General features: G+C 65.6%; 19 protein-coding genes. 13 read left to right on the top strand and 6 right to left on the bottom strand.

Translation table 11 applies throughout. From position 1 onward, the window contains the following. Nucleotides 1–27 precede the first annotated feature (27 nt). Genes CFE35_RS17835 through CFE35_RS17850 form a run of 4 tightly spaced genes read left to right on the top strand, consistent with a single transcriptional unit; the run spans nt 28 to nt 4,543 of the window. The gene (locus CFE35_RS17835; RefSeq protein WP_292932659.1) at nt 28–1,032 is read left to right on the top strand and encodes a right-handed parallel beta-helix repeat-containing protein; all 1,005 of its coding nucleotides are present in this window, start codon (nt 28–30) and stop codon (nt 1,030–1,032) included. Between the two features lie 6 nt (nt 1,033–1,038). Beyond that, entirely contained in the window at nt 1,039–2,037 is a 999-nt protein-coding gene (locus CFE35_RS17840) for a glycosyltransferase (RefSeq protein WP_292932660.1), read from the top strand. Nucleotides 2,038–2,081: 44 nt separating this feature from the next. Beyond that, entirely contained in the window at nt 2,082–3,212 is a 1,131-nt protein-coding gene (locus CFE35_RS17845; protein WP_292932662.1) for a capsular biosynthesis protein, read from the top strand. Continuing rightward, nucleotides 3,209–4,543 carry a capsular biosynthesis protein gene (locus CFE35_RS17850; RefSeq protein ID WP_292932663.1) on the top strand — a complete coding sequence of 445 codons (1,335 nt, stop codon included), beginning with the start codon at nt 3,209–3,211 and terminating at the stop codon, nt 4,541–4,543. Before CFE35_RS17845 ends, CFE35_RS17850 begins: the two co-directional genes overlap by 4 nt. Here the strand turns inward: CFE35_RS17850 and CFE35_RS17855 are convergent. After that, entirely contained in the window at nt 4,485–5,774 is a 1,290-nt protein-coding gene (locus CFE35_RS17855; protein WP_292932664.1) for a nucleotide sugar dehydrogenase, read from the bottom strand. The genes CFE35_RS17850 and CFE35_RS17855 overlap by 59 nt on opposite strands. Before the next feature lie 287 nt (nt 5,775–6,061). Between CFE35_RS17855 and CFE35_RS17860 the strand changes: the two genes are divergently transcribed. Next, the gene (locus CFE35_RS17860; protein ID WP_292932666.1) at nt 6,062–7,828 is read left to right on the top strand and encodes a hypothetical protein; all 1,767 of its coding nucleotides are present in this window, start codon (nt 6,062–6,064) and stop codon (nt 7,826–7,828) included. Between the two features lie 12 nt (nt 7,829–7,840). Here CFE35_RS17860 and CFE35_RS17865 read toward each other — a convergent pair whose 3' ends face one another. Next, nucleotides 7,841–8,503 carry a peptidylprolyl isomerase gene (locus tag CFE35_RS17865; protein ID WP_292932668.1) on the bottom strand — a complete coding sequence of 221 codons (663 nt, stop codon included), beginning with the start codon at nt 8,501–8,503 and terminating at the stop codon, nt 7,841–7,843. A gap of 216 nt (nt 8,504–8,719) precedes the next feature. Between CFE35_RS17865 and CFE35_RS17870 the strand changes: the two genes are divergently transcribed. After that, nucleotides 8,720–9,067, top strand: a complete 348-nt coding sequence (locus CFE35_RS17870; protein ID WP_292932670.1) for an energy transducer TonB — start codon at nt 8,720–8,722, stop codon at nt 9,065–9,067. A gap of 117 nt (nt 9,068–9,184) precedes the next feature. Here CFE35_RS17870 and CFE35_RS17875 read toward each other — a convergent pair whose 3' ends face one another. Then, complete coding sequence (locus CFE35_RS17875; RefSeq protein ID WP_292932671.1) at nt 9,185–9,457, bottom strand: DUF2282 domain-containing protein; 273 nt, start codon at nt 9,455–9,457, stop codon at nt 9,185–9,187. A gap of 106 nt (nt 9,458–9,563) precedes the next feature. Between CFE35_RS17875 and CFE35_RS17880 the strand changes: the two genes are divergently transcribed. The 7 genes from CFE35_RS17880 (at nt 9,564) to CFE35_RS17910 (ending at nt 16,669) form a co-directional block, all read left to right on the top strand. After that, nucleotides 9,564–10,394 carry a DUF692 domain-containing protein gene (locus tag CFE35_RS17880; RefSeq protein ID WP_292932673.1) on the top strand — a complete coding sequence of 277 codons (831 nt, stop codon included), beginning with the start codon at nt 9,564–9,566 and terminating at the stop codon, nt 10,392–10,394. Then, the gene (locus CFE35_RS17885; protein ID WP_292932675.1) at nt 10,391–11,149 is read left to right on the top strand and encodes a DNA-binding domain-containing protein; all 759 of its coding nucleotides are present in this window, start codon (nt 10,391–10,393) and stop codon (nt 11,147–11,149) included. The genes CFE35_RS17880 and CFE35_RS17885 overlap by 4 nt, the downstream gene beginning before the upstream one ends. A 234-nt stretch (nt 11,150–11,383) precedes the next feature. Further along, nucleotides 11,384–12,064 carry an energy transducer TonB gene (locus CFE35_RS17890; protein WP_292932677.1) on the top strand — a complete coding sequence of 227 codons (681 nt, stop codon included), beginning with the start codon at nt 11,384–11,386 and terminating at the stop codon, nt 12,062–12,064. A 79-nt stretch (nt 12,065–12,143) separates the two neighbouring features. Continuing rightward, entirely contained in the window at nt 12,144–13,535 is a 1,392-nt protein-coding gene (locus CFE35_RS17895; protein ID WP_292932679.1) for an ethanolamine ammonia-lyase subunit EutB, read from the top strand. Continuing rightward, nucleotides 13,532–14,293 carry an ethanolamine ammonia-lyase subunit EutC gene (eutC, locus tag CFE35_RS17900; RefSeq protein ID WP_292932681.1) on the top strand — a complete coding sequence of 254 codons (762 nt, stop codon included), beginning with the start codon at nt 13,532–13,534 and terminating at the stop codon, nt 14,291–14,293. Before CFE35_RS17895 ends, eutC begins: the two co-directional genes overlap by 4 nt. Next, the gene (eat, locus tag CFE35_RS17905) at nt 14,290–15,627 is read left to right on the top strand and encodes an ethanolamine permease (protein ID WP_292932683.1); all 1,338 of its coding nucleotides are present in this window, start codon (nt 14,290–14,292) and stop codon (nt 15,625–15,627) included. Before eutC ends, eat begins: the two co-directional genes overlap by 4 nt. Before the next feature lies 1 nt (nt 15,628). After that, complete coding sequence (locus tag CFE35_RS17910) at nt 15,629–16,669, top strand: glycoside hydrolase family 76 protein (RefSeq protein WP_292932685.1); 1,041 nt, start codon at nt 15,629–15,631, stop codon at nt 16,667–16,669. Nucleotides 16,670–16,781: 112 nt separating this feature from the next. Here the strand turns inward: CFE35_RS17910 and CFE35_RS17915 are convergent, their stop codons facing one another. From CFE35_RS17915 to CFE35_RS17925, 3 genes are all read right to left on the bottom strand, one after another. Next, nucleotides 16,782–19,148: a TonB-dependent receptor gene (locus CFE35_RS17915; protein ID WP_292932687.1), complete on the bottom strand. Its 2,367-nt coding sequence runs from the start codon at nt 19,146–19,148 to the stop codon at nt 16,782–16,784. 56 nt (nt 19,149–19,204) lie between these two features. Then, nucleotides 19,205–20,440, bottom strand: a complete 1,236-nt coding sequence (locus CFE35_RS17920; protein WP_292932689.1) for a styrene monooxygenase/indole monooxygenase family protein — start codon at nt 20,438–20,440, stop codon at nt 19,205–19,207. A gap of 129 nt (nt 20,441–20,569) precedes the next feature. Continuing rightward, entirely contained in the window at nt 20,570–21,613 is a 1,044-nt protein-coding gene (locus tag CFE35_RS17925) for an AraC family transcriptional regulator (RefSeq protein WP_292932690.1), read from the bottom strand. Nucleotides 21,614–21,773 lie beyond the last annotated feature (160 nt).

Raw genomic sequence — 21,773 nt, forward strand, 5'->3', positions numbered from 1 at the left:
CCAGGAATTTGAAAGGACAGCCCATCCATGCGCCGCTTGATCAAGTCCACACTCGTCGCGCTGATGGCCGCCGGGATTCTCATGACGGGTGGCAATGCCATCGCCGCCGACATCTACGTTGCCCGTAACGGCTCCGATGTTGCGGATGGCTCCGCGCCGGAAAAGGCTGTGGCTAGCGTGGGCAAGGCCATCAGCGTCGGCAAGGCCATCTCCGACCGCACCGGCGAGGACATCACCATTCTCATCGGCCCAGGGATCTACCGCGGAACGAACATCGTGCTCAGCGAGGGACAATTCCGCGGCAAGCTGACGATTACCGGCACCAGCGAAAAAGCCTCGGAGTATCCGGCGTTTTACGGAAACGGGAGTGGCACCTGGCTGACCTACAACGGATCGGGCGGGAAGACGACGGGCCTGACGATCCGCGGCCTGCGGGTCGTCGACTATGGAACTGCGATCAACCTGGTCGGCGATCGCCGCTCGCCGGACATGAACAACGCTGGCACCGTGATCCAGAACAATGTGTTCGCCCGCATCGGTTCACGGCCCGGCACAGAGCGGTCGACGGCCGCGATCAGGCTGGTCAACTCGCACGACAACATCTTTGAGAACAACTACTTCAACTCGATCCGGAATTATCCGCTCAAGGAGTGCGGTTATCTGCACTCGATCTACATCGCCCATTATTCGTCGGGAAACCGGATCAGGCACAATTCCTTCCAGGATTTCTGCGGCGCAGCAATCAAGTTGCGCGATACGTCGAACGACAATCTGATCGAAGACAATACCTTCCGGACAAGCGATGCGGTGCCTGCCATCCAGGAATCCTACTGCGACAAGAGCGCGATGGAGAAGTGCACCAAGAAGAGCGGGGAATGCCCCTCGACCGGCAATGTTGCCAGCACCAACCATTATCCGGGTCTGGCGATCAGCCAGCGCATCTCTATAGAGGGCAGCGAGGATCCGAAGCCGTGGTGCCAGGCTGCAAGCTTCTCGACACCCCGGATCCGGGCTGAGAGAGATGGTGGCTGAGGCTGAATGATTGCGTCAAAACTGAAGATTGCGCTCGTTGCCGATGAACTGACGCGGTCTTGCCTTTCGCTTGAGTGCAACGTCATCGACGTGCCCTCAAGCGGCTTCAAGGGACTCCTCAAAAGCGAACGCCCCGACCTGCTGCTGGTGGAATCCGCGTGGCACGGTGTCGATGATAGCTGGAAGTACAAGATTGCCTCCTATCCTCGCCACCTGCTCCGTTCCAACCGGCGACTGCGCGGGTTGGTGCGGGTTGCGCGCGATCTGGGCATTCCGACCGTGTTCTGGAACAAGGAAGACGGGGTCCATTTCGACCGCTTCATCGCAAGCGCGCGGCTGTTCGATCATATCCTCACGGTCGATGCCAACTGCGTGCCGCGCTACCGCGCTGTCGTCGATCCGGGCACGAGCGTTGGGGTGCTGCCGTTCCCGGTCCAGCCCCGGTTCCACAATTTCACCGGCTTCAACTTTCGCACGCATGATGCAAACTTTGTGGGCAGCTACAGCACACACATCCATGACGTCCGCCGCGCCTGGCAGAACATGGCGTTCACGGCGGTGCGCGAAAGCGGGATGGCGCTGACGATCTATGATCGCAATTCGGAACGCGGCTCCTCGATCTATCGCTATCCCGAATGGGACGGACTGGTGGTCCGGCCAGCGGTGCCCCACGCGCAGACTGCGCAGATCTACAAGGATCATCTGATCTCGCTCAACGTGAACACGGTGACGGATTCGCCGACCATGGTTTCACGCCGTCTGGTCGAGATCCTCGCTTGCGGCGGGATTGCCGTCACTTCGGCATCGGCCTCGGTCGATGCGTTGTTCCGCGATTTCTGCCATGTTGTCACGACGGCGGAAGAAGCGCGCGACCTGTTTGATCGCCTGCGGCATGGGCCTTCGAGCGAAGATCTTGACCGGGCGCGGCAGGGCGCCGCCTTTGTCGCGGAGCATCACACCTGGGCGCAGCGGCTCGAACTGGTCACTGCGGCCGCCGGAGTGTAGAGCCCGTAGCCATGAGCGGGACTGCCACGAACGGGAATGGGGCCTTGGCAGACACCGAGCGGGGGCCGGCCTATGACCGGATCATCGCGGTTGGCCTGCGCCAATGGAAAGCCCACAATCTCAGCCCGATGCTGCAGGCCCAGTGCCGCCGCCTGCACTTTGTGCGGGGGAGCAAGGCCGTTGCTGCATTGGCGCCCAGTGCCGCGGATGCCATTGCGATCTGGGGCGCAACACCGCCGCCGGGCATCGCGGACCTCGCCTGCGCGACCGGGGCTGCCCTGCTCCGGCTGGAGGACGGTTTCATCCGCTCGGTCGGCCTTGGTTCCGACCTGATCCCGCCGCAATCGCTGGTGCTGGACCGCACGGGGATCTACTTCGATGCGACACGCGCCAGCGATCTCGAGACGATCCTTCAAACCAACACGTTCGGCGCAGACATGCTGGCCCGCGCTGCGCAGATCCGCGCCTTGATCGTGGCCAGCGGGCTGACGAAGTACAACATCGAGCCGCGCACTGTGCCGCGCTGGCCTGCGCCCGCGCCCGGGCGGCCCATCGTGCTTGTGCCAGGACAAGTGGAAACCGATGCATCCATCGCACTGGGCGGCGCGCACGTGCGCAGCAATCTTGCCCTGCTGCGCGCGGTGCGCAGTGCCCGGCCAGACGCCTGGATCGTCTACAAGCCGCACCCCGATGTGATGAGCGGCAACCGCAGCGGGCGAACTGCGCTGCGCGAAACGCAAGCTGTCGCGGACTGGATCGAGACCGATGCCTCGATCGTGAGCTGCATCGAGGCCTGCGACGAAGTCCATACGATCACGTCGCTTTCAGGGTTCGATGCGCTGCTGCGCGGCAAGCCCGTCATCACTTATGGCGCACCGTTCTATGCCGGCTGGGGCCTCACCGAAGACCGGGCCGAAGTATCGGCGGCATGGCCCAGAAGAACCCGGCGACTCACGCTCGATGCACTGGTTGCAGGCGCGCTACTGGTCTATCCTTATTACTGGAACCCTGAAGCCCGATGCGGCGATGTTTGCGAAACGGTACTATACCGCATTGCACAGACGCGCGATCTCCTTCAAAGCACCGGCAAACTTGAACAGCTTCGTTCGGGTTGGGCAAGGCGTCAATTTCGGAAAATGCGGGTTCTGAAAGACGCGTTGTGGGGGAGACGGTGACCGTGATCGAGGGAGGGATCAAGGCCTTTGCCGGCCGCCGCGTGCTCCTTCTGCAGGGACCGATTGGGCCGTTCTTTCGGCGCTTTGCCACAGATCTGCAAGCCGCCGGCTGCGAGGTTCACAAGATCAACTTCAACGCCGGAGACTGGCTGTTCTACCCCGGCGGCACGCCCTATCGCGGTCGCATGGAAGATTGGCCGGCGTGGTTTGAGGCCCGGCTGCGCGAATTGCAGATTGAGCTGGTGTTCCTGTTTGGCGATTGCCGCCCGATCCACAGCAGCGCGCATGCCGTGGCGGGGCGCCTCGGCATCGAAGTCAGCGTGTTCGAGGAAGGCTATTTGAGGCCCGATTTCGTAACACTGGAACGCGACGGGGTTAATGCCAACAGCCCGCTGACCCGCCAGCCCGAAGACTACCTTGCCGCACCGGACCGCCTCATCACGATCCGCCCGATGCCGAGCGCTTTCTGGCTGATGGTCTGGTGGGGGTTCCACTATTATCTGTTCGGAGGCCTCGGCCGCTGGCGCTATCCGCACTATCAGCACCACCGGCCGCTGGTCCTCAGCGAATGCTTTCCCTGGCTGCTTTCACCCTTGCGCAAACAATGGTTCAAGTGGCGCCAACGCGGGATGCAGGACAATCTCTCAGGCCCGTGGAGCAAGAGCTACTTCTTCGTTCCGCTGCAGGTCCACAATGATGCGCAAGTCCACACCCACGCCGATGTCGGCGGGATCGAAGGCTTCATCGACGCAATGATCGCATCATTCGCCCGGCATGCGCCTGCCGATACCCGGCTGGTGCTCAAGCATCATCCGATGGACCGCGGCTACCGCAACTATACCCGCCTGATCCGCGATCTGGCGCGCGAGCACGATTGTGCAGACCGGGTGATCTACCTCCACGATCAGCACACCCCCACGCTGATCCGCAATTGCCGCGGCGTGATCGTGATCAATAGCACGGTGGGCCTTACCTCGATCGGCATGAAATGTCCGACCAAGGCGGTGGGCGAAGCCGTGTGGGACATGCCGGGCATGACCTATCAGGGCCCGCTCGATCGCTTCTGGACCGAAGCGGACAGCGCCATCCCCGACCGGACGCTGTACCTCAAGTTCCGCGACGAGCTGATCACGCGCACGCAGCTCAACGGCAATTTCTACAAGAAGCTCGCGCCCGAGCTTTCGGCGACAGGGCTGATCTGGAACAGCGAGGCGACGATCCTGCCGCAGCCTACCGCAGATGCGGCGGAAGACACTGCGGATGAAGCCGGGATCACAGGCTCCAGTAGCGACTTCCGGCAGGCAGTGCTTCGGGCGCAAGGACGGACTTGACGTCGATGATCACGCCGCCGGGCTTGAGCATCGCGCCCAGTTCATCGCGCGAGAGCGCCGCATAGGCATCGTGCGAAACCGCCAGCACGAGCGCATCGAGATCATGCATTTCCGCTAGATCGCTCAGCGCGATGCCGAATTCATGGCTAGCGGCAGCCGGATCGGCGAGCGGATCATGCACGAGAGGCCGGATGCCGAATTCGCGAAATTCGCGCACGATATCCTCGACCTTGGAATTGCGGATATCGGGAACGTTTTCCTTGAACGTCAGGCCCAGGATCCCGACCCGCGCTTCGGCCAGCTTGCACTGCGCCGCCGCCATCATCTTGACCGCGCGCTGGGCGATATAGCTGCCCATGCCATCATTGATGCGCCGCCCCGCGAGGATGACCTGCGGGTGATAGCCAAGCTGTTCGGCCTTGGCGGTGAGGTAATAGGGATCGACGCCGATGCAGTGCCCGCCGACAAGGCCGGGATAGAAGCGCAGGAAGTTCCACTTGGTGCCAGCCGCCGCCAGCACCTCGCTGGTGCGGATGCCGACGAGATCGCAGATCTTCGAAATCTCGTTCATCAGCGCGATATTGATGTCACGCTGGGTATTCTCGATCACCTTCGAGGCTTCGGCAACCTTGATCGAGGATGCCTTGTGAATGCCCGCCGTGACCACCGAGCCATAGAGATCGGCGAGGAGATCGAGCGTTTCGGCATCGTGGCCCGAGACGACCTTGACGATCTTTTCGAACGGATGGGCCTTGTCACCCGGATTGATGCGTTCGGGGCTGTAGCCCAGCTTGAAATCAATGCCCGAGCGCAGGCCCGAGGCGGCTTCGATCACCGGCGCGCAGACTTCTTCGGTCGCACCGGGATAGACGGTCGATTCGAACACGATCACCGCGCCCGGCTCGATCACCTTGCCCACTGTAAGGCAGGCCTTGTGCAGCGCCGAGAAATCCGGACGGCGGCTTTCATCGACCGGGGTCGGCACGGTGACGATGATGATCCGGCAGCCGCGCAGATCGTCCGGATTGTCGGTCACCACCAGCGCCGAGGCGAGCAGTTCCTCCCGCGAAACCTCATTGGTATGATCGTCTCCGGCCTTCAGCGCGGCGATACGCGCCGCGTTCACGTCAAGCCCGATGACCGCGTGCTTGCGCGCAAACGAGACCGCCAGCGGCAGTCCGACATAGCCAAGACCGATCACGCCGATGCGCCCGAAAGAATCCATATCCATCTTCATCCATACGATCCGGGGCCGCGATCCGGGCCCCCTTGCGGGATTCGCTTAGCAGGCAAACCTTTCTGTCATGGTAAACGCCCGCGAGGCTTTGGACACGAGCAGCGAACGCGCCGGGCGCTGATGCCACTTGGCGCCGCCAGTCGGGCCGGGCTACGCAGAAACCCCGAGCGTTCGGCGAGACTAGCGCAACACAGAAAAATGGCCGCTTAAGCGAATCCGCTGGGAGCGCATTAAGGCGCGTCCGGCACATCCTTGCCGCATCCCCGGATGGAGAGTGCGCCATGGTTCGCCGTGCCCTGATTGATACCCCCCGCCAGATTGCAGGCCGACTTGCGGGCGAGGTGCGCCCGGCTCTGCGGATTGCCGTGTTGCTGGGCTTGCTTGCCGCCTGCGGGCCGGTGCGGCTGCAACGCACGGCAGAGGTCACTTCCCCTATTGGAACGGCGCAAGCGGCCGGCGCGCAAGCGCGCACGGCAGCAGACACCGCGCCGCTGCCGCCGATGGTTCTGGGGGTGCAGACCCATTTCAGCCAGGGCTGGCCCGCCTCCACGCTGGCGCTGGCGCAACAGGTTTCCGCGCCGATGCTGCGCGATTCGCTGCCTTGGGCGGAAGCCGAGAAAGCGCGCGGGAGCTATGACCTCGGCACCCCGGCGGCGCAGGCACTGAGCGCTGCCTGCGCCAGTGGCCAGCGCCTGCTGCTGACGGCGGTGCCGGTCAATCCGCTCTATGATGGCGGGCAATGGGTTTCGAGCGCGGCGGGCAATGCCGCCTTTGCCGCCTATCTCGCCGCGCTTGCGGACCGCTTCGGCCCCTGCCTTGCGGGGATCGAGGTGGGCAACGAGATCAATGGCCCCGGCACGCTGCTTTATCCGGCGGGCACGAACCGCGCCGCTGCCTATGTCGCCACGCTGAAGGCTGTGCGCGGGCGGCTTGGTGGGCGCACGGCGATCCTTGGCGGATCGACCAACACCATCGGCACCGGCTTTCTCAAGACCCTGTTTGCCGCCGGGATGCTGGGCGAAGTGGATGGCATTGCCGTCCACCCCTATCGCAGCCGCGCCGAAGGGCTCGACGTGGAGCTGGGCGCGCTCAATGCAGCGATGGATGCGGCGGGACGGCGCGTGCCGATCTGGGCCAGCGAGCTGAGCCTCGACACGCGCGACCAGACCATGGCGGCGGACGAACTGACCAAGCAAGCGACCATGCTGGCGGCAGGCGGCGCGGCGCAGGCCAGCTGGTATGCGCTGATCGACCAGCGCTGGTATCCGAACATGGGGCTGTTTGCGGGCACCACGCCCAAAGCACAGATGCGGGCCTTCCGGCTGATGCAGCAAGTGCTGGCGCAGGGGAGGCCGCAGCGGCTCGATCTGGGTGATCCGCTGTTGTTCGCCTATCGCTTCGGCACGGACACCACGGTCGTCTGGGGCGCGCCCCGCACAATCACGGTGGAGGGCGGCGACGTGCGCGATGCGACCGGCGCGCCGGTGCCCATCGCCAGCGTGAGCGAGCGCCCGCTGGTGATCACCGGCACCACCGCGATCCGCTTTGGCAGCTCCACCTGGATCGCCGATACCCTGATGGGCTGGGGCACGCCGCAATGGCGCTATGCCGTGCGGCTCAAGGCCGATGCAACATACCGGCTGCCGCTGTTCGACGATCAGTTCACCAGCTACTTCGGCGACCGCTGGTATCGCCCGCTGCGGATCAACACGACATCCGCCGCGCCGGGCGGCACGGGCGCTGCGCCGCTGCGCGCAGTGTGGCGGCATGTGGCCCCTGTGGCAGAGACGCTTGATGTGGGCGGCTGCTTTGCCAAAGGCGCGGCGGGCGACGGGGTAAACCTGACCGTGACGGCAGGCGGCAAAGTGCTGTGGCGCGGCGTGTTGACCGGCCAATTGCAGCTGCCGCCGCTGAGCGCCGATCTCGCTGCGGGCGAGGCGCTGGAACTGGTGGCAGGGCCGAACCAGACCGCTGGCGGCGATTCGTTCAACTTGCGGCTGGTGCTGTTTCAGCGCGGCGCGGGTGAGCCCGTGGCCTGCCCGCTATAGCCCGCGCGGCTACTATGGCGCAGGCGGCAGGCGGCGAGCGGTGAGGATCTTCACCGGCGCTTCGAGCATCTGCCCGCGCATCACCCCTTCGCCCAGCGTCTGCGAGATCGGCGAATCCCAGATCTTGCGGACGACATCCATGCCCGCCGTCACTTTGCCGAACACGGCATAGCCCGCCTGCGCCTCCGGGTCCGCCGATTTGGGATCGGCATCAAGGCCGATGATATCGGACAGCATGATCGAGAAATCCGCCGTGGCCGTGCCGGGCGCATTCCGCGCCATCGAGATCGCGCCCGCCGTGTGGCTGAGGCCGGTCTGGCTGGTGGGTTCATGCGCGATAGGCGGGAACAGGCGGCGCGGATCACGCAGGCCGCCTTGCAGCAGGCCATTGGGCTGATCGCCCCAGGCCAGATGCATCGCGCGGTAGAACGTGATCCCGTCAAACCGCTTGGCATCGACATAGCGCAGGAAATTGGCGGTGCTGATCGGTGCATGCGCGCCATCGAGCGCGAGCTCGATCGTACCCATCTCCGTTACCAGCGCGATGCGCTCGACCGCCGCCAACGGCGGAGGCGGCGCGGGCGGCGCGGCGGGCGCGGAGCGCCGCTGCGGGGCGGCCGCGACGAGCATTGCGGCAAGCGGCAGCGCGGCGAGAACGAATCGGCGTGGGATCATGGGTCCGCATTAACCTTCAAGGCGCGCACGGAGGCAAGGTTTAGGGCGCCGAAACGCCCGAAATCGCATGAACGCCCCCTCCGGTGCCGTTCGTAAGCCCGGTTGGCGCGAATCTAACGGGCGCAGGGCCAGATGGAGCCACCGCACAAGACCACGGCCCATCCAGCCCCCCCGCTGGCGGCCTACCCCATTCGACGCCAACTTGAAGGACCCACCATGTTCAAGACCGCCAAAACGCTGGCCTTCGGGCTTCTTGCTGCCGCCTGCATCGCCGGACCCGCCCATGCCCAGTCGGCTGACTGGATCAAGGCCGTGACCCGCACCATCGCCTCCAAGCAGACCTACCCCAAGGCCGCGCAGGCCCGGGGCGAGCAGGGCACCGCGAAAGTGAAGATCTACGTCGCAGCCTCGGGCGCGGTGGAACGCGCCGAACTGATCGCGCCTTCGGGTTCGACGGTGCTGGACCGCGAGGCGCTGGCCCTGCCGAGCCGCACCGGTTCGGTCCCCCCCCCGCCGGGCGGCGCAACTTCGGTGACCGTGCCGATCACCTGGAAGCTGCTGTAAGCGGCTTTCGAACCAGCTAACGACCGGAGCCGCAAGGCCCTCGGCCGAGGAAGGGGCGGAGCAATCCGCCCCTTTTTTTACCTCAGCCAAGCATGCCTGCGGAAAACTGGCGCAAGTTCAGCGCGGCTTGGCGGCGAGCGAGCCGGGGCCTCTGGGCGTCTGGATCGAGGTGCAGGTTCCGGCCTTGACCATGACCCACGCATCACCCTGATAATCGGTCTTCGCGCTGCCGGCACAGCTCAGGCCCGTGTTCGTGGCGCATTCGTTCTTGCCGGCCTTGGCAACGCCGTAGCACTTTTCCATGGCGGGCTTGGCATCGGCAGCCTGCGCAGCGCCGGCTGCAAGGCCAAGGGCGATCGAGGCGGCGAAAGCGGGGGCGGCAAGCTTCATGGCATGATCCTTTTGCAGATGTGGCGGACCGGGTATGGTCCGGCGCAGTGCAGTGAAGGACGCATGATACAATACATGATCATGGGAAAACAGACCGGACCTCTCCATGCCTGAGCCGCTGGCAGGCTTTGGCCTCGGCATGCGCCAGCCGCACTACCGCGCCTTTACCGGCGGCACCGCGCGGGTCGATTTCATCGAGGTCATTTCCGAAAACTTCATGGTTTCGGGCGGCAAGCCGCTCGACACGCTGCTGCAAGCAAGGGCGAACTACCCGCTGGCGCTGCACGGTGTTTCGCTGTCCGTCGGATCGGCGGACGGCCTCAGGGACGATTACCTTGCCGCGCTGCGCCGCTTGGTCGACCGCGTGGAACCGGCCGTGGTTTCAGACCATCTGTGCTGGACCCGGATCGACGGTTTCCATGCGCCTGACCTGCTGCCACTGCCTTATACCGAGGAAGCGCTGGACGTGGTGTGCTGCAATATCGACCGCGCGCAAACAGCGCTGGGGCGGCGAATGCTGTTCGAGAACCCATCGCGCTACATCGCCTTTCCCGGCGCGATGACAGAGTGGGAATTCCTCGCCGCCATGGCGCAGCGCACGGGGTGCGGGCTGCTGCTCGATGTGAACAACATCCATGTCAGCGCGGTGAACCACGGATTTGCCGCAGAGGACTATCTCGCGGGCTTTCCGATGGCGGCTGTCGGGCAGATCCATCTGGCGGGCCATGTGCGCGGTGAGCACTTGCTGATCGACACGCACGACCAGCCGGTGCCGGACGAAGTCTGGGCGCTCTACCGCGCGGCGATCGCGCTGGCCGGCGCAGTGCCGACGATGATCGAGCGTGACGGCAACATTCCGGAGTTGGACGAATTGTGCGCCGAACTGGACGTGGCGCGCCGCATCAGCGCCGAAGCGGCAGAACGGGCCGCAGCATGAGCCTGCTGGCCCTGCAGCGCCAGTTTCGCGACTGGCTGGTGACGGGGGAGGACCGCGCCGCCGCCGCGCTGGACGGCGGAAAGGGTGACACCCTTGCGGGCCTGCTGGTCCATCAGAACACCTACCGCACCGCGCTGGTTTCCAGCCTTGCCGAGACATTCCAGCGGCTGGCGCTGTGGCTGAGCAAGGACGCGTTCGAGAGTGCCGCCGCGCGCTATATCGATGCGCATCCGCCTTCAGGCTGGACGCTGGATGCCTATGGCGAGGACTTCGCGGGGTTCCTGCGGCCGGAGGATCCTGTGGGGGCCGAGATCGCGCTGATCGACTGGACGGTGGCGCAGGTTTTCATAGGTCCAGACGCGGAGGCGTTGCAGCCTGAGGCACTTGCCGAAGTTCTGGCCGTGACGGATTGGGAAACGGCGGTGATCCGCCCCGTGCCATCGCTGCTGGTGCTGCCGATCACCACCAACGCCGATGCGATCTGGCAGGGACTGGCGAGCGGTGAGACGCCGCCTCATGCCCAAACCGCGGAGCAAGGCGGCGCGCTGCTGGTGTGGCGGCAAGGACTGGAACCGGTCTTTCGGCGCGCCGAGGCCCATGAGCGCGAAGTGCTGGCATGGTCGGCGGGGGGCGAAGGCTTCGCCGCGATCTGCGCGCGGCTGGCGGTGACATTGGGCGAAGAGGCGGCCGTGAGGACCGCTGGCACGCTGCTGGGCCGCTGGCTGGCGGAAGGCATGGTCGCCGCTGTGGATTGATGGGCCGGGCTGGTCGAAGGCGCACTCGGTCGCGGAGGCTGGATCGGTTGCGGTGTGAAACTGAAATCTCCACCAATGCAGTTGAGATTCTTCTCGCATGCCGCCATCAAGCGTGGTAATGATATATTGTTAAAACGTCGTTCGGCCCGTGTTGCTTGCATCGGGATTGTTCGTTTCGTTCCCGCTGCTTTCCTCCCGGCCCGGGCTGTCCGGCACAGCAGAGGAGAGCATGCGATGGCCTACCTTACCCCCGATACCAATCGCCGCCGGATCGCGACGCTGGGCGCTGTTGGCGCGGTGCACGGTGTGATGGCGGTGGTGCTGCTCAGCGGATTTGCCGGCGGGATCATCAAGGAGTTCAAGCGGCAGGCGCTCCCCGCATGGACCTATATGCCGCCTCCGCCGCCGCCCGCCCCTGCCCCCGAACCCAAACCGTCCGCGCGCCCCAGCCTTACGGTGCCCCGGCCCGATCCCTTCGTGCCCTTGCCGCCGATGCCCGGTCCCGGCCTGCCCATCGATACGGGGCCGCTGGTGCCGGTCGGATCGGGCCTCGGCGGCGATCTCCTGCCGCCGCTTCCGCCGCCATCGCCGTCCTCCTCCAGTTCCGGCCCCAGCTTCACCCCACGCGCCGCACAGCCGCTGGGCGCGCCGGGCACATGGGTTTCGGACGCCGATTATCCTGCGGCAGCCTTGCGGCGGGGGGATCAGGGGGCCACGCGCTTCGAACTGTCGATCAGCCCCGATGGCCGCGTGCGCGATTGCCGGATCGCGCAGTCGAGCAGGTCCGCCGACCTCGATGCCGCAACGTGCGCGCGGCTGAGCCAGCGGGCGCGCTTCACCCCGGCCCGCGACGAGCACGGCGATCTGGTGGCTGGACGCTATAGCGGCGTGATCCGTTGGCGCATTCCGGAATAGGGTTTTCCCCAGACGCCAGTTGCAAGGCGGCAAGATCGAGGCCTACCATCGCCGGAGTGCGCCATGGAGGTTTCCGATCTTGCCGTTTTCCTGCGATCTTGGCGGCGAGCGACACAGCTTTGACGACCTGAAAGCCGTGCTGGCAGCCGCCAGCCCGCTGCGCTCCGGCGACGAGCTGGCTGGCATCGCGGCAAGTAGCGCGACACGGCGGGTCGCCGCGCGCTGGGTCTTGGCGGACATGCCGCTGCGCACCTTCCTGAACGAAGCGCTAGTCCCTTACGAAGCCGACGAAGTGACGCGGCTGATCATCGACGGCCACGATGCTGCGGCCTTCGCGCCGATTGCCCACCTCACCGTCGGCGGGTTTCGCGATTGGCTGTTGAGTGAGGCGGCGGACACGGCGGCGCTGGCGGAGATCGCACGCGGGGTGACGCCGGAAATGGCGGCGGCGGTTTCCAAGCTGATGCGCGCGCAGGACCTCATCGCGGTGGCGAAGAAGATCCGCGTGGTGACCGCCTTCCGCTCCACCATCGGCCTGCCCGGGCGGCTTTCCACCCGGCTCCAGCCCAACCATCCCACGGACGATCCGCGCGGAATTGCTGCCGCCGTGCTCGATGGCCTGCTCCACGGGGTGGGCGATGCGGTGATCGGGGTGAACCCCGCAACCGACAGCGTGCCTGCCGCGGCCACCCTGATCCGGATGCTGGACGAGCTGCGCGCGCGCTATGCCATCCCGGCGCAGACCTGCGTGCTGACCCATGTGACAAACGCCCTTGCCATCATGGAGCGCGGCGCGCCGGTCGATCTGGTGTTCCAGTCCATCGCGGGGAGCGAGGCGGCCAACGCGGGCTTCGGCATCGACCTTGCCGTGCTGCGCGAGGCGCACGCGGCGGCGCTCGCGCTGGGGCGCGGGACGGTGGGCCAGAACGTGATGTATTTCGAGACCGGGCAAGGCTCGGCGCTATCCGCCAATGCCCACCACGGCATCGATCAGCAGACGATGGAAGCGCGCGCCTATGCTGTCGCCCGCGCGTTCGATCCGCTGCTGGTCAACACGGTCGTCGGCTTCATCGGGCCGGAATATCTCTATGACGGCAAGCAGATCATCCGCGCGGGGCTGGAAGATCACTTCTGCGGCAAGCTGCTCGGCCTGCCGATGGGCTGCGACGTGTGCTACACCAACCATGCCGAGGCCGATCAGGACGACATGGACAGCCTGATGACGCTGCTGACGGTGGCGGGCTGCAGCTTCCTGATCTGCGTGCCGGGCAGCGACGATGTGATGCTCTCGTACCAGAGCCTGTCCAACCACGACGCGCTCTACTTGCGCGAAGTGATGGGCCTGCGCCCCGCGCCGGAGTTTGAGGCGTGGCTGGCGGAGGTGGGCATTGCCGCGCCCGATGGCCGCTTGCGCGCCCTGGCCGATGGCGCATCTCCTTTCATGCGCCAATTGGCCGAGAGCCTGTCTTGAGCGAAATCCTGCCCGGAGACATGTGGGCGCGGCTGCGGCGGACAACCCCGGCGCGGATTGCGCTGGGCCGCGTGGGCCATGCCTTGCCGCTGGGCGAAGTGCTCGATTTCCAGCTGGCCCATGCCCGTGCGCGCGATGCGGTTCATGCCGCGCTCGATGGTGGCGCGCTGGCGGCAGAACTCGCCCAGCTCCCGGTGCTTCAGGTCGAAAGCGACGCGCCGGACCGGGCGACGTATCTACGCCGCCCTGATCTGGGACGCCGCCTTTCGGCGCGGTCTGCCGCGCTGCTGGCGCAGGCAGGTGGGCGCTGCGACGTGGTGTTCGTGATCGGGGACGGACTTTCCGCGACAGGCGTGCAGGCAGGCGCGGCGCGGCTGCTGAAAGCCTGTGCGGCGGCGCTGGAAGGGCTGACCATCGGTCCCGTGGTGATCGCGCAGGCCGCGCGCGTCGCGCTGGCCGATCCCATCGGCGAGGCACTGGGCGCGCGGGTTTCAGTGATGATCATCGGCGAGCGGCCCGGCCTCAGCGTGCATGACAGCCTTGGCATCTACCTGACCTTCGGCCCCCGCCCCGGCCGCAGCGATGCGGAGCGCAACTGCATCTCCAATATCCACGGCGCAGGGGGCCTTACGCCCGAAGACGCGGCCCGCACACTGGGCTGGTTGCTGCGCGAGGCGCTGCGGCGCGAGCTTTCGGGCGTCGCGCTGAAGGACGACCAGACCCCGGCCCTATTCTCCAAGGAACCTGACCCCACATGAGCGCCCAGTTGCAGAGAACTCTCGGGCCGTTCCAGCTCTGGGCCATCGCGGTGGGCCTTGTCATTTCGGGCGAATACTTCGGCTGGAGCTATGGCTGGGCGAGCGCTGGAACGCTGGGTTTTCTCGTCACGACCGCAGCCGTGGCGGCAATGTATATCGCCTTCATCTTCTCGTTCACCGAATTGACCACCGCGATCCCCCACGCGGGCGGCCCCTTCGCCTATGGCCTGCGCGCCTTCGGGCCGCTGGGCGGTGCTGTGGCCGGGTTTGCCACGTTGGTCGAGTTCCTGTTTGCGCCGCCCGCGATCTCGCTCGCCATCGGGGCCTATCTGCACGTGCAGTTCCCCGCGCTGGAGCCAAAACATGCGGCGCTGGGCGCTTATGCGGTGTTCATGGCGCTCAACATCGTGGGGGTGCAGATTGCCGCCAGCTTCGAAGTGGTGGTCACGCTGCTCGCGGTGGGCGAACTCATCGTGTTCATGGGCGTGGTGCTGCCCGCATTCCGCTGGTCCAATTTCCTTGCGGGCGGATGGGCCGGGCAGGATCATTTCAGCATGGCGGCGGTGGGCGGAATCGTCGCCGCGCTGCCCTTCGCGATCTGGTTCTTCCTCGCCATCGAAGGCGTGGCGATGGCGGCGGAGGAAGCGAAGGAACCGCGCCGGACGATCCCGACGGCCTACATCTCGGGCATTCTCACGCTCACCGTGCTGGCCTTCGGGGTCATGCTGTTTGCCGGTGGTTCGGGCAGCTGGGCCGAACTTTCCAGCCTCAACGATCCGCTGCCACAGGCCATGAAGCGCGCGGTGGGCGCATCGAGTGGTTGGCTGCACATGCTGGTGTGGCTCGGGCTGTTTGGCCTTGTCGCCTCGTTCCACGGGATCATCATGGGCTATGCGCGGCAGATCTTCGCGCTGGGCCGGGCGGGCTACCTGCCGGGCGCGTTCGCGCGGCTGCACCCCCGCTTCAACACGCCGCACGTGGCGACGCTGGCGGGCGGCGTGGTGGGCATTGCCGCAATCTACAGCGATGCCTTCATCACCATCGCGGGCCAATCGCTGACCGCCAGCGTGGTGACGCTCTCGGCCTTCGGCGCGCTGACGATGTACATCGTCTCGATGGCCGCGCTGTTTCGCCTGCGCCGTAGCGAGCCGGATCTGGCGCGCCCGTTCCGCGCGCCGCTCTATCCGTTCGCACCGGCCATTGCGCTGGGCATGGCCAGCCTTGCGCTCGTCACGATGGCTTGGAACAACCGCGAACTGGCCGCCATCTTCGCCGGGCTTATGGCAGTACTGGTGATCGGCGCACTGCTGCTGCGCAGACGGGACGCGGCCTGACATGCGCTGGCTGGCGGGGCTCGCCGCACCGGGTCTGCTTGCCGCAGCCATGCCCGCCCATGCGCAGACCGCGCCGTGGCAAAGCCGCGCTGCTGCAGCGGCCGAATACCTCGATCGCACATGGGCCACCGAAAACGGCTGGAAAGCCAGCGAGAACTGGCAGCGCTTTCCGATGTCCGACGTGCTGATCGACTATCAGCGCCGCACCGGGGACCGGCGCTGGTCCGGCCGGATCGCTGCCGCGGTGCGCAACCGGTCCGGCCTGTATCTCAACGATGACGACCTTTGGGCGGTGATCGCCAGCGTGGATGCTTGGCAGATCGATCACGACCCGGAACTCCTCGGGTGGGCAGCAGCAAACTACGCGCGTATCACCTCGCAGCACTGGGACAACACGTGCGGCGGCGGCCTGTGGTGGGACCGCAAGCACAGCTACAAGAACGCGATCACCAACGAACTGCTGCTTTATGCCTCGACCCGGCTCTATCTCGCGACCGGGCAGGCGGCTTATCGCGATTGGGCGCTGCGCACCTGGGCGTGGTTTGCCGCTTCGGGAATGATCGATGCAGATGAACTGGTGAACGATGGGCTGGACGCACAATGCCGCAACAATGGCGCGCCGCACTACACCTACAATCAGGGCGTGATCCTCGGCGGGCTGAACGACCTCAGCACGATCACCGGCGACCCGCAGTACCGCAAGATCGCGGTGCGCACCGCGCTCGCGGCCACGCGCAATCTGGTGACGGCGGACGGCCTGCTGACCGAACCGCGCGACGAGCTTGGCGCAGACGGGCCGATGTTCAAGGGCGTGTTCGCCTTCCACCTCGGCCATCTGGTGGAGGCTCTGCCCGATGGCCCTGATCGCGCCGAAATCCTGCAATGGCTGCACCGCAACAGCGAAGCGGTGTGGGCGCGCACCGCCGATGGCACGCAGCCGGCGGATGGTGTCTGGCATCGCGGCACCGGCCAGATCGGCGCAGCCGCACAGGCCTCTGCCATCGCGCTGTTTCTGTCTGCCGCACCAGACCGCGCGCGATAAGGTGCCCAACTTCGCTGGTGCAGCGTGGCATGCCGAAGTGGTGCCAGCCGTTCGAATGCAGGATCAAAGCCGGCCTCAAGAGGGAGGCCGGCCCTTCACCGGGCGCCCGTGCTTAGAACTTGACCGAGGCGGTGACGGAAACCTCGCGCCCCCGGTTGTAGACGCCTTCAAAGGCCTGAATCGCGTCGACGAGAATGCCCGACATCAGGAAACGCTTGTCTGCGATGTTCTTGATCGTCGCCGCCAGCCCGTATTTCCCGCCCGCGCTGGTCCAGCCAAGGCTGGCGTTGAACAGGCTGTAACCCGGTTGGGCGATCTGGGGCGTGTTGAAGGTGTTGTTGAAGAACTTGCTGCGATAAGCCCAGTCCGCGTGCGGGCGCAGCGTGGAGCCGCCGGGCAGTTCCCATTCGTAGGTGACCGCAGCTGAGGCCGTCCATTTCGCGACGCGCTCGAACATGTTGCCCTTGGCAATGAAGGTCGTCGCGAGGTCGATCTTGTCATAGCTCGCGTCGGTCAGGCCGAGCGCGCCCTCGATCAGCAGGCCATGCACCGGGCGCAGTTGCGCCTCGGCCTCGAAGCCCTTGATCGTCGCGCTGCCGGCATTGCGGAATACCGGTGCGACACTGGTGAAGACCTGCACCTGCAGGTCCTTGTAGTCGGTGTAGAAGGCCGAGGCGTTGAGCGTCAGCAGCCGGTCCGGCGTCTGCAACTTGAAGCCCGCTTCGAAAGCATCGACCTTTTCCGGCGCGAACGAGGGGATCGCGGCAACCGGATCGGTGATCGGGGTCGTCACGCCGGGGATAATGGGCGGAAACACCCGCTGGCTGAACCCGCCCGATTTGAACCCGCGCGACCATGTTGCATAAGTCATCAGATTGTCGCTTGCCTGCCAGGCGAGGTTCACCATCGGCGTCACCTCGCCGAAATGGACCTTGGCCTCGACATTGGGCAGCACGCGCGTGCCCGAATCGAAGATCGGCGAGTTGAACGGCGCGCCGAGGAAGGCTGCGCGGTTGGCGATGATGACCTGATCGGGATGGAACGACTTGTTGTCGCGGGTATAGCGCAGGCCTGCGGTCAGCTTGACGCTGCTGCCAAGCTTTAGCGTGCCCTGTCCGAAGGCGGCAAGGCTCTCGTTGCGGAAGGCCCCGCCCGAGCGGAACTGGCTGATGACGAAGGTCAGCCCGTTCACGTTCACCCCGCTCTCGCGGAAGTAGTAGGCGCCGAGAATCCACTCGAGCGCGCCGTCGAAGCTCTTGCCGAGCAGCTGGAATTCCTGGCTGAACTGCTTCTGGTCGATGCGGTCGGTGAACTCGGCGATCGTGACCGGCGAACCGTCCCCGTCGCGGGCGAAGTTGCCGAGCAGGCGGCGATAGGCGGTGATCGACTTTAGCTTGATATCGGGATTGAGCTCGAACGTGTTGGTCAGGCCGAGGCCCCAGATGTCCGAGTTGGAATAGCTCGGCGCAGTGCCTGCGTTCTTGTCTGGCCCGAGCACGTAGCGATTGTCGTAGCACCCGGCGACGGCAAGGTTCAGCGGTGCCGCCGCGGTTGCGCAGGGGACGAAGCCTTTGCCAGCGAAGACGCTCGCGATGGTGTTGTTGATATCGGCGAAGGGCGGCGTGTTGGGATCGGTGGTGCGGCCGAAATTGATCCCGATCAGGCTCATGGCTGGCCCGTTCTCCCGCGCGGTGGTGCCATCAAAGCCCAGATCGATGCGCCAGGTCTCGGTTGGATCGAGCCGCAGCGCGACCCGGCCGGCGAAGCGGTTGGCATCGCCCAGCTTCTTGCCGTCGAAGGTGCGGGTGACATAGCCGTCCTGCCCGAAGTACCCGCCCGAAACGCGCAGGGCCGCCTTTTCGCCCAGCGGCAGGTTCACGGTCGCCTTGCCGACGATGAGGTTGTTCGTGCCGTAGGTCAGCGAGCCATTGGCCGAGAGGGCGTCCCCGGGTGACTTGGTCGTCACCGCGATCGCGCCGCCAATCGTGTTGCGCCCGAACAGCGTGCCTTGCGGCCCGCGCAGCACCTCGATCCGTTCGAAGTCCACCAGATCGAGAATCGCGCCGACCGAGCGGGCGACATAGACGCCGTCGACATAGACCCCGACGCCCGGCTCGACCGTGGGCACGAAGTCCTGCTGCCCCACGCCGCGGATGTAGATCGAGGCACTGTTGCTGGCGCCCGAGAACGAGGGGTTGTTCTGCAGGGTGAGGTTCGGGGTCACTTCCGCCAGCCGGTCGGTCGACTGGATGCCCCGCGCCTCAAGCCCGGCGCCCGAAAAGGCGGTTATCGAGATCGGGGTGGTCTGGATCGATTCCTCGCGCTTGCGCGCAGTGACGGTGATCGGTGCGTCGAGTGCCGAAGTCTCTGTCTGTGCCGCCCCTCCGGTATCCTGAGCCTTCACGGCCAGCGGCGCAAAAGCCATCAGGGACACCGCACATAGCAGCGGGACGCGCCCGCTCGAGATCACTGAACGCATGATAGATACCCCCCTAGGTGTTCTGCTGTTGTCTGTTGAAAAGAAGGTGCGCCCGCTCAGGCGGCGAGCGCAGCGCGGCCGGCGAGGAAGGTCTCGGCCTCGGCTGGCTCGTAATACCAGGGCGCGATCGACTTCGGGTCGTTGAAGCTGTTGGCCATGATGTGGGCCAGCCCGGCATCGCTCTCGGCGGTCTTGAGGATGCGCATCATGTGCTCCGGCGGCACGCCGAGCGTCTGGTTGGTGTAGGCGACCGGATAGCGGGCGTAGTCCCAGTAAGTCTCGAACACGGCTTCCATCCACGCGCGGTCGAACGGCGCCTCTCCGCGCGCAGCGATGGCGTCGAGGTAGATTTTCGCTGCCTTGGCCGCGTTGTTCGAACCCTGCCCCGTCAGCGGATCGTTGAGGCAGACGACATCGCCGAGACCCATGACGATCGCGCCGCTCGGCAGCGTGGCCACCGGGTGCTTGGTAGTGGGAGTCACCCGTCCGCGTAGCACCGCGCCCGGATCGGTCAGTTCGAGATGGCCGTCGATGCGCTCCGCCTCGATCGGGAAGAATGTGCGCAGCAAGTGCTCGCTCATGGCGAGGTGATCCTCGGGCGTCTTCACATCGGCCCACTGGTCCATCGGGCCGCCCGGAATGCATTCGATCGTGAAGATCTCGCACGGGCCTGAGAGCGTCAGCCCCGGGAAGGACACGAACTCGCCGATGCCCGGGTTGATATTGATGCAGATCGCCGGGACGCCGGGGCGCGGGCGGAACCGGTTGACATAGGTCAGGGCCAGCACCCGCTGCGGCGCTGTGAAGGGCGAACGCGCCGGATCGCGCTCGAACAGCGCCCCGACCTCGCCCTTGCCCGCAGCGACAACGGTCAGGTCATGCCCGGCAGCCAGCCGCTCCAGCGTGGCGATGCCGGCATCCTCGATCACGAAGTCACCGCCGAGTTCGACGAAACGGTCGATCCAGCGCGGCATTTTCACGCGCTGGTCGATCGACTGGCCGGGCTCGTCCATGGCTCCCTGCCAGAACAGCATGACATTGCCATCACTGTCCGCCACGCGCATCTGGGCGCCGGCATAGGGCGGTGCCTCGTCTTGCCAGCAATCGATGCCGAGTTCGCGCTCGAGCCCTAGCGCCATGCCATACATCGACTGGCTGGAAAGGACCGTACCCGCCGCGATCTGCGCGCCCGTCCGGTTCGAAACCAGCGTCACCTGATGGCCTGCCATGAGCAGGCCGATCCCGAGATGCAGCCCGGATTGCCCGGCACCGACGATTGCAATGCTTGCCATGCCTTTATCCCCATTCACGCTTTGGTGCGATTGGGGTCAGGCTATGCAGCGACAAGATTGTAACAATCCGCTGGCGGCAATCACTGTCCGCCGTGCGCAACTCTCCTCAGGGGCAAGCCCTGCGTGGCTTCAGGTCAGGCCCGCGCGGCGGCGCTGCAGGGTCTCGCGCGGGGTTTCCCCGAAGCGCTCGCGGTAGCTGGCGGCAAAGCGCCCGAGGTGGTCGAACCCCCAGCCCAGCGCGACGCTGGTCACATTCACGCCGCTGTCCCCCGCCAGCAGCTCGCGCCGCACCCTGTCCAGCCTGATCGTGCGCAGCAGCTGCATCGGTGAAACGCCGTGGACCCGCTGAAACTGGTGGTAGAGCGTGCGCACAGGGATTCCGGCGATTTCTGCGAGCGTCATCATGTCGATGGGCTCGTGGGCATTTGCCTCGAGATAGTCGCGGACCCGCCTGACAGGTCCGGTGTCAGACCCGCTCCCGCCCATGAAATCGGCGCTGTGATCGTGCGGCTGGAGGAACAGCAGCGCGCCCATCAACGTGTTTTCGAGATGGGTCTCGAACAATGGTGGCAAAGACTGGCCCGGCAACTCGTCGCGTTGCAGGACTCCAAGTGCCGAGCGCAGATGATCGACCAGCACCTGCCCGCCAACAGAGGTCAGTTCCAGCCGAGGCGCGAACCGCACCGCATCGCGCAGCGGCTTGCCGAGGTAAATCTCCACGAACCGCTCGAACAGCGCCCGCTCGTAGCGGAGCACGACCTTGCGGCAGTCGCGGCTCCAGAACATCTCCATCGGTTCGACCGGATTTTCGACCGAGGCGCTGCCGGGAAGGAATACCTCTTCACGCCCGCCAAGCGTAACCCGCGCTCTTCCTTCGAGCGGGATTTGGACGAGGTAGAAGTTCTCCAGCCGCCCTGCGTCGATCAGCACGTCGGCGCCGTACTGCATCTCGGTAATCGAAACGCCCCGTCCGCAGCGCAGATAGGAGATCCGCGTATCCAGTTCGGCACGCGCGTTGACCAGGGCCATCGTGTGGTCGCAAAACATCTGGCCGACCCGAGCCCGGACCGCATCACCATCTTGTGAACGAAAGACCTGATCCAGATGGCCGGCCAGCGCCCCGGAGTAACGGCTCGCGCCCTCGTCTGACGCGCCAAGAGTGATCCTGTGCATGGCGGCACCCCTTCCGCTGGTCGGCATACGCAGCTAACTTCAATGGAGTCTCGATTGATATCCATGAAAAGGCCCCCACTCGTCAACTGCCGCACACTTGCGAGGACGGGATAGTCGCCTGCCACCAGCGGATTTCGCCGCCCCTGCCCCTGCGGATAGG

It is taken from the genome of Novosphingobium sp. PASSN1, from assembly GCF_002278815.1.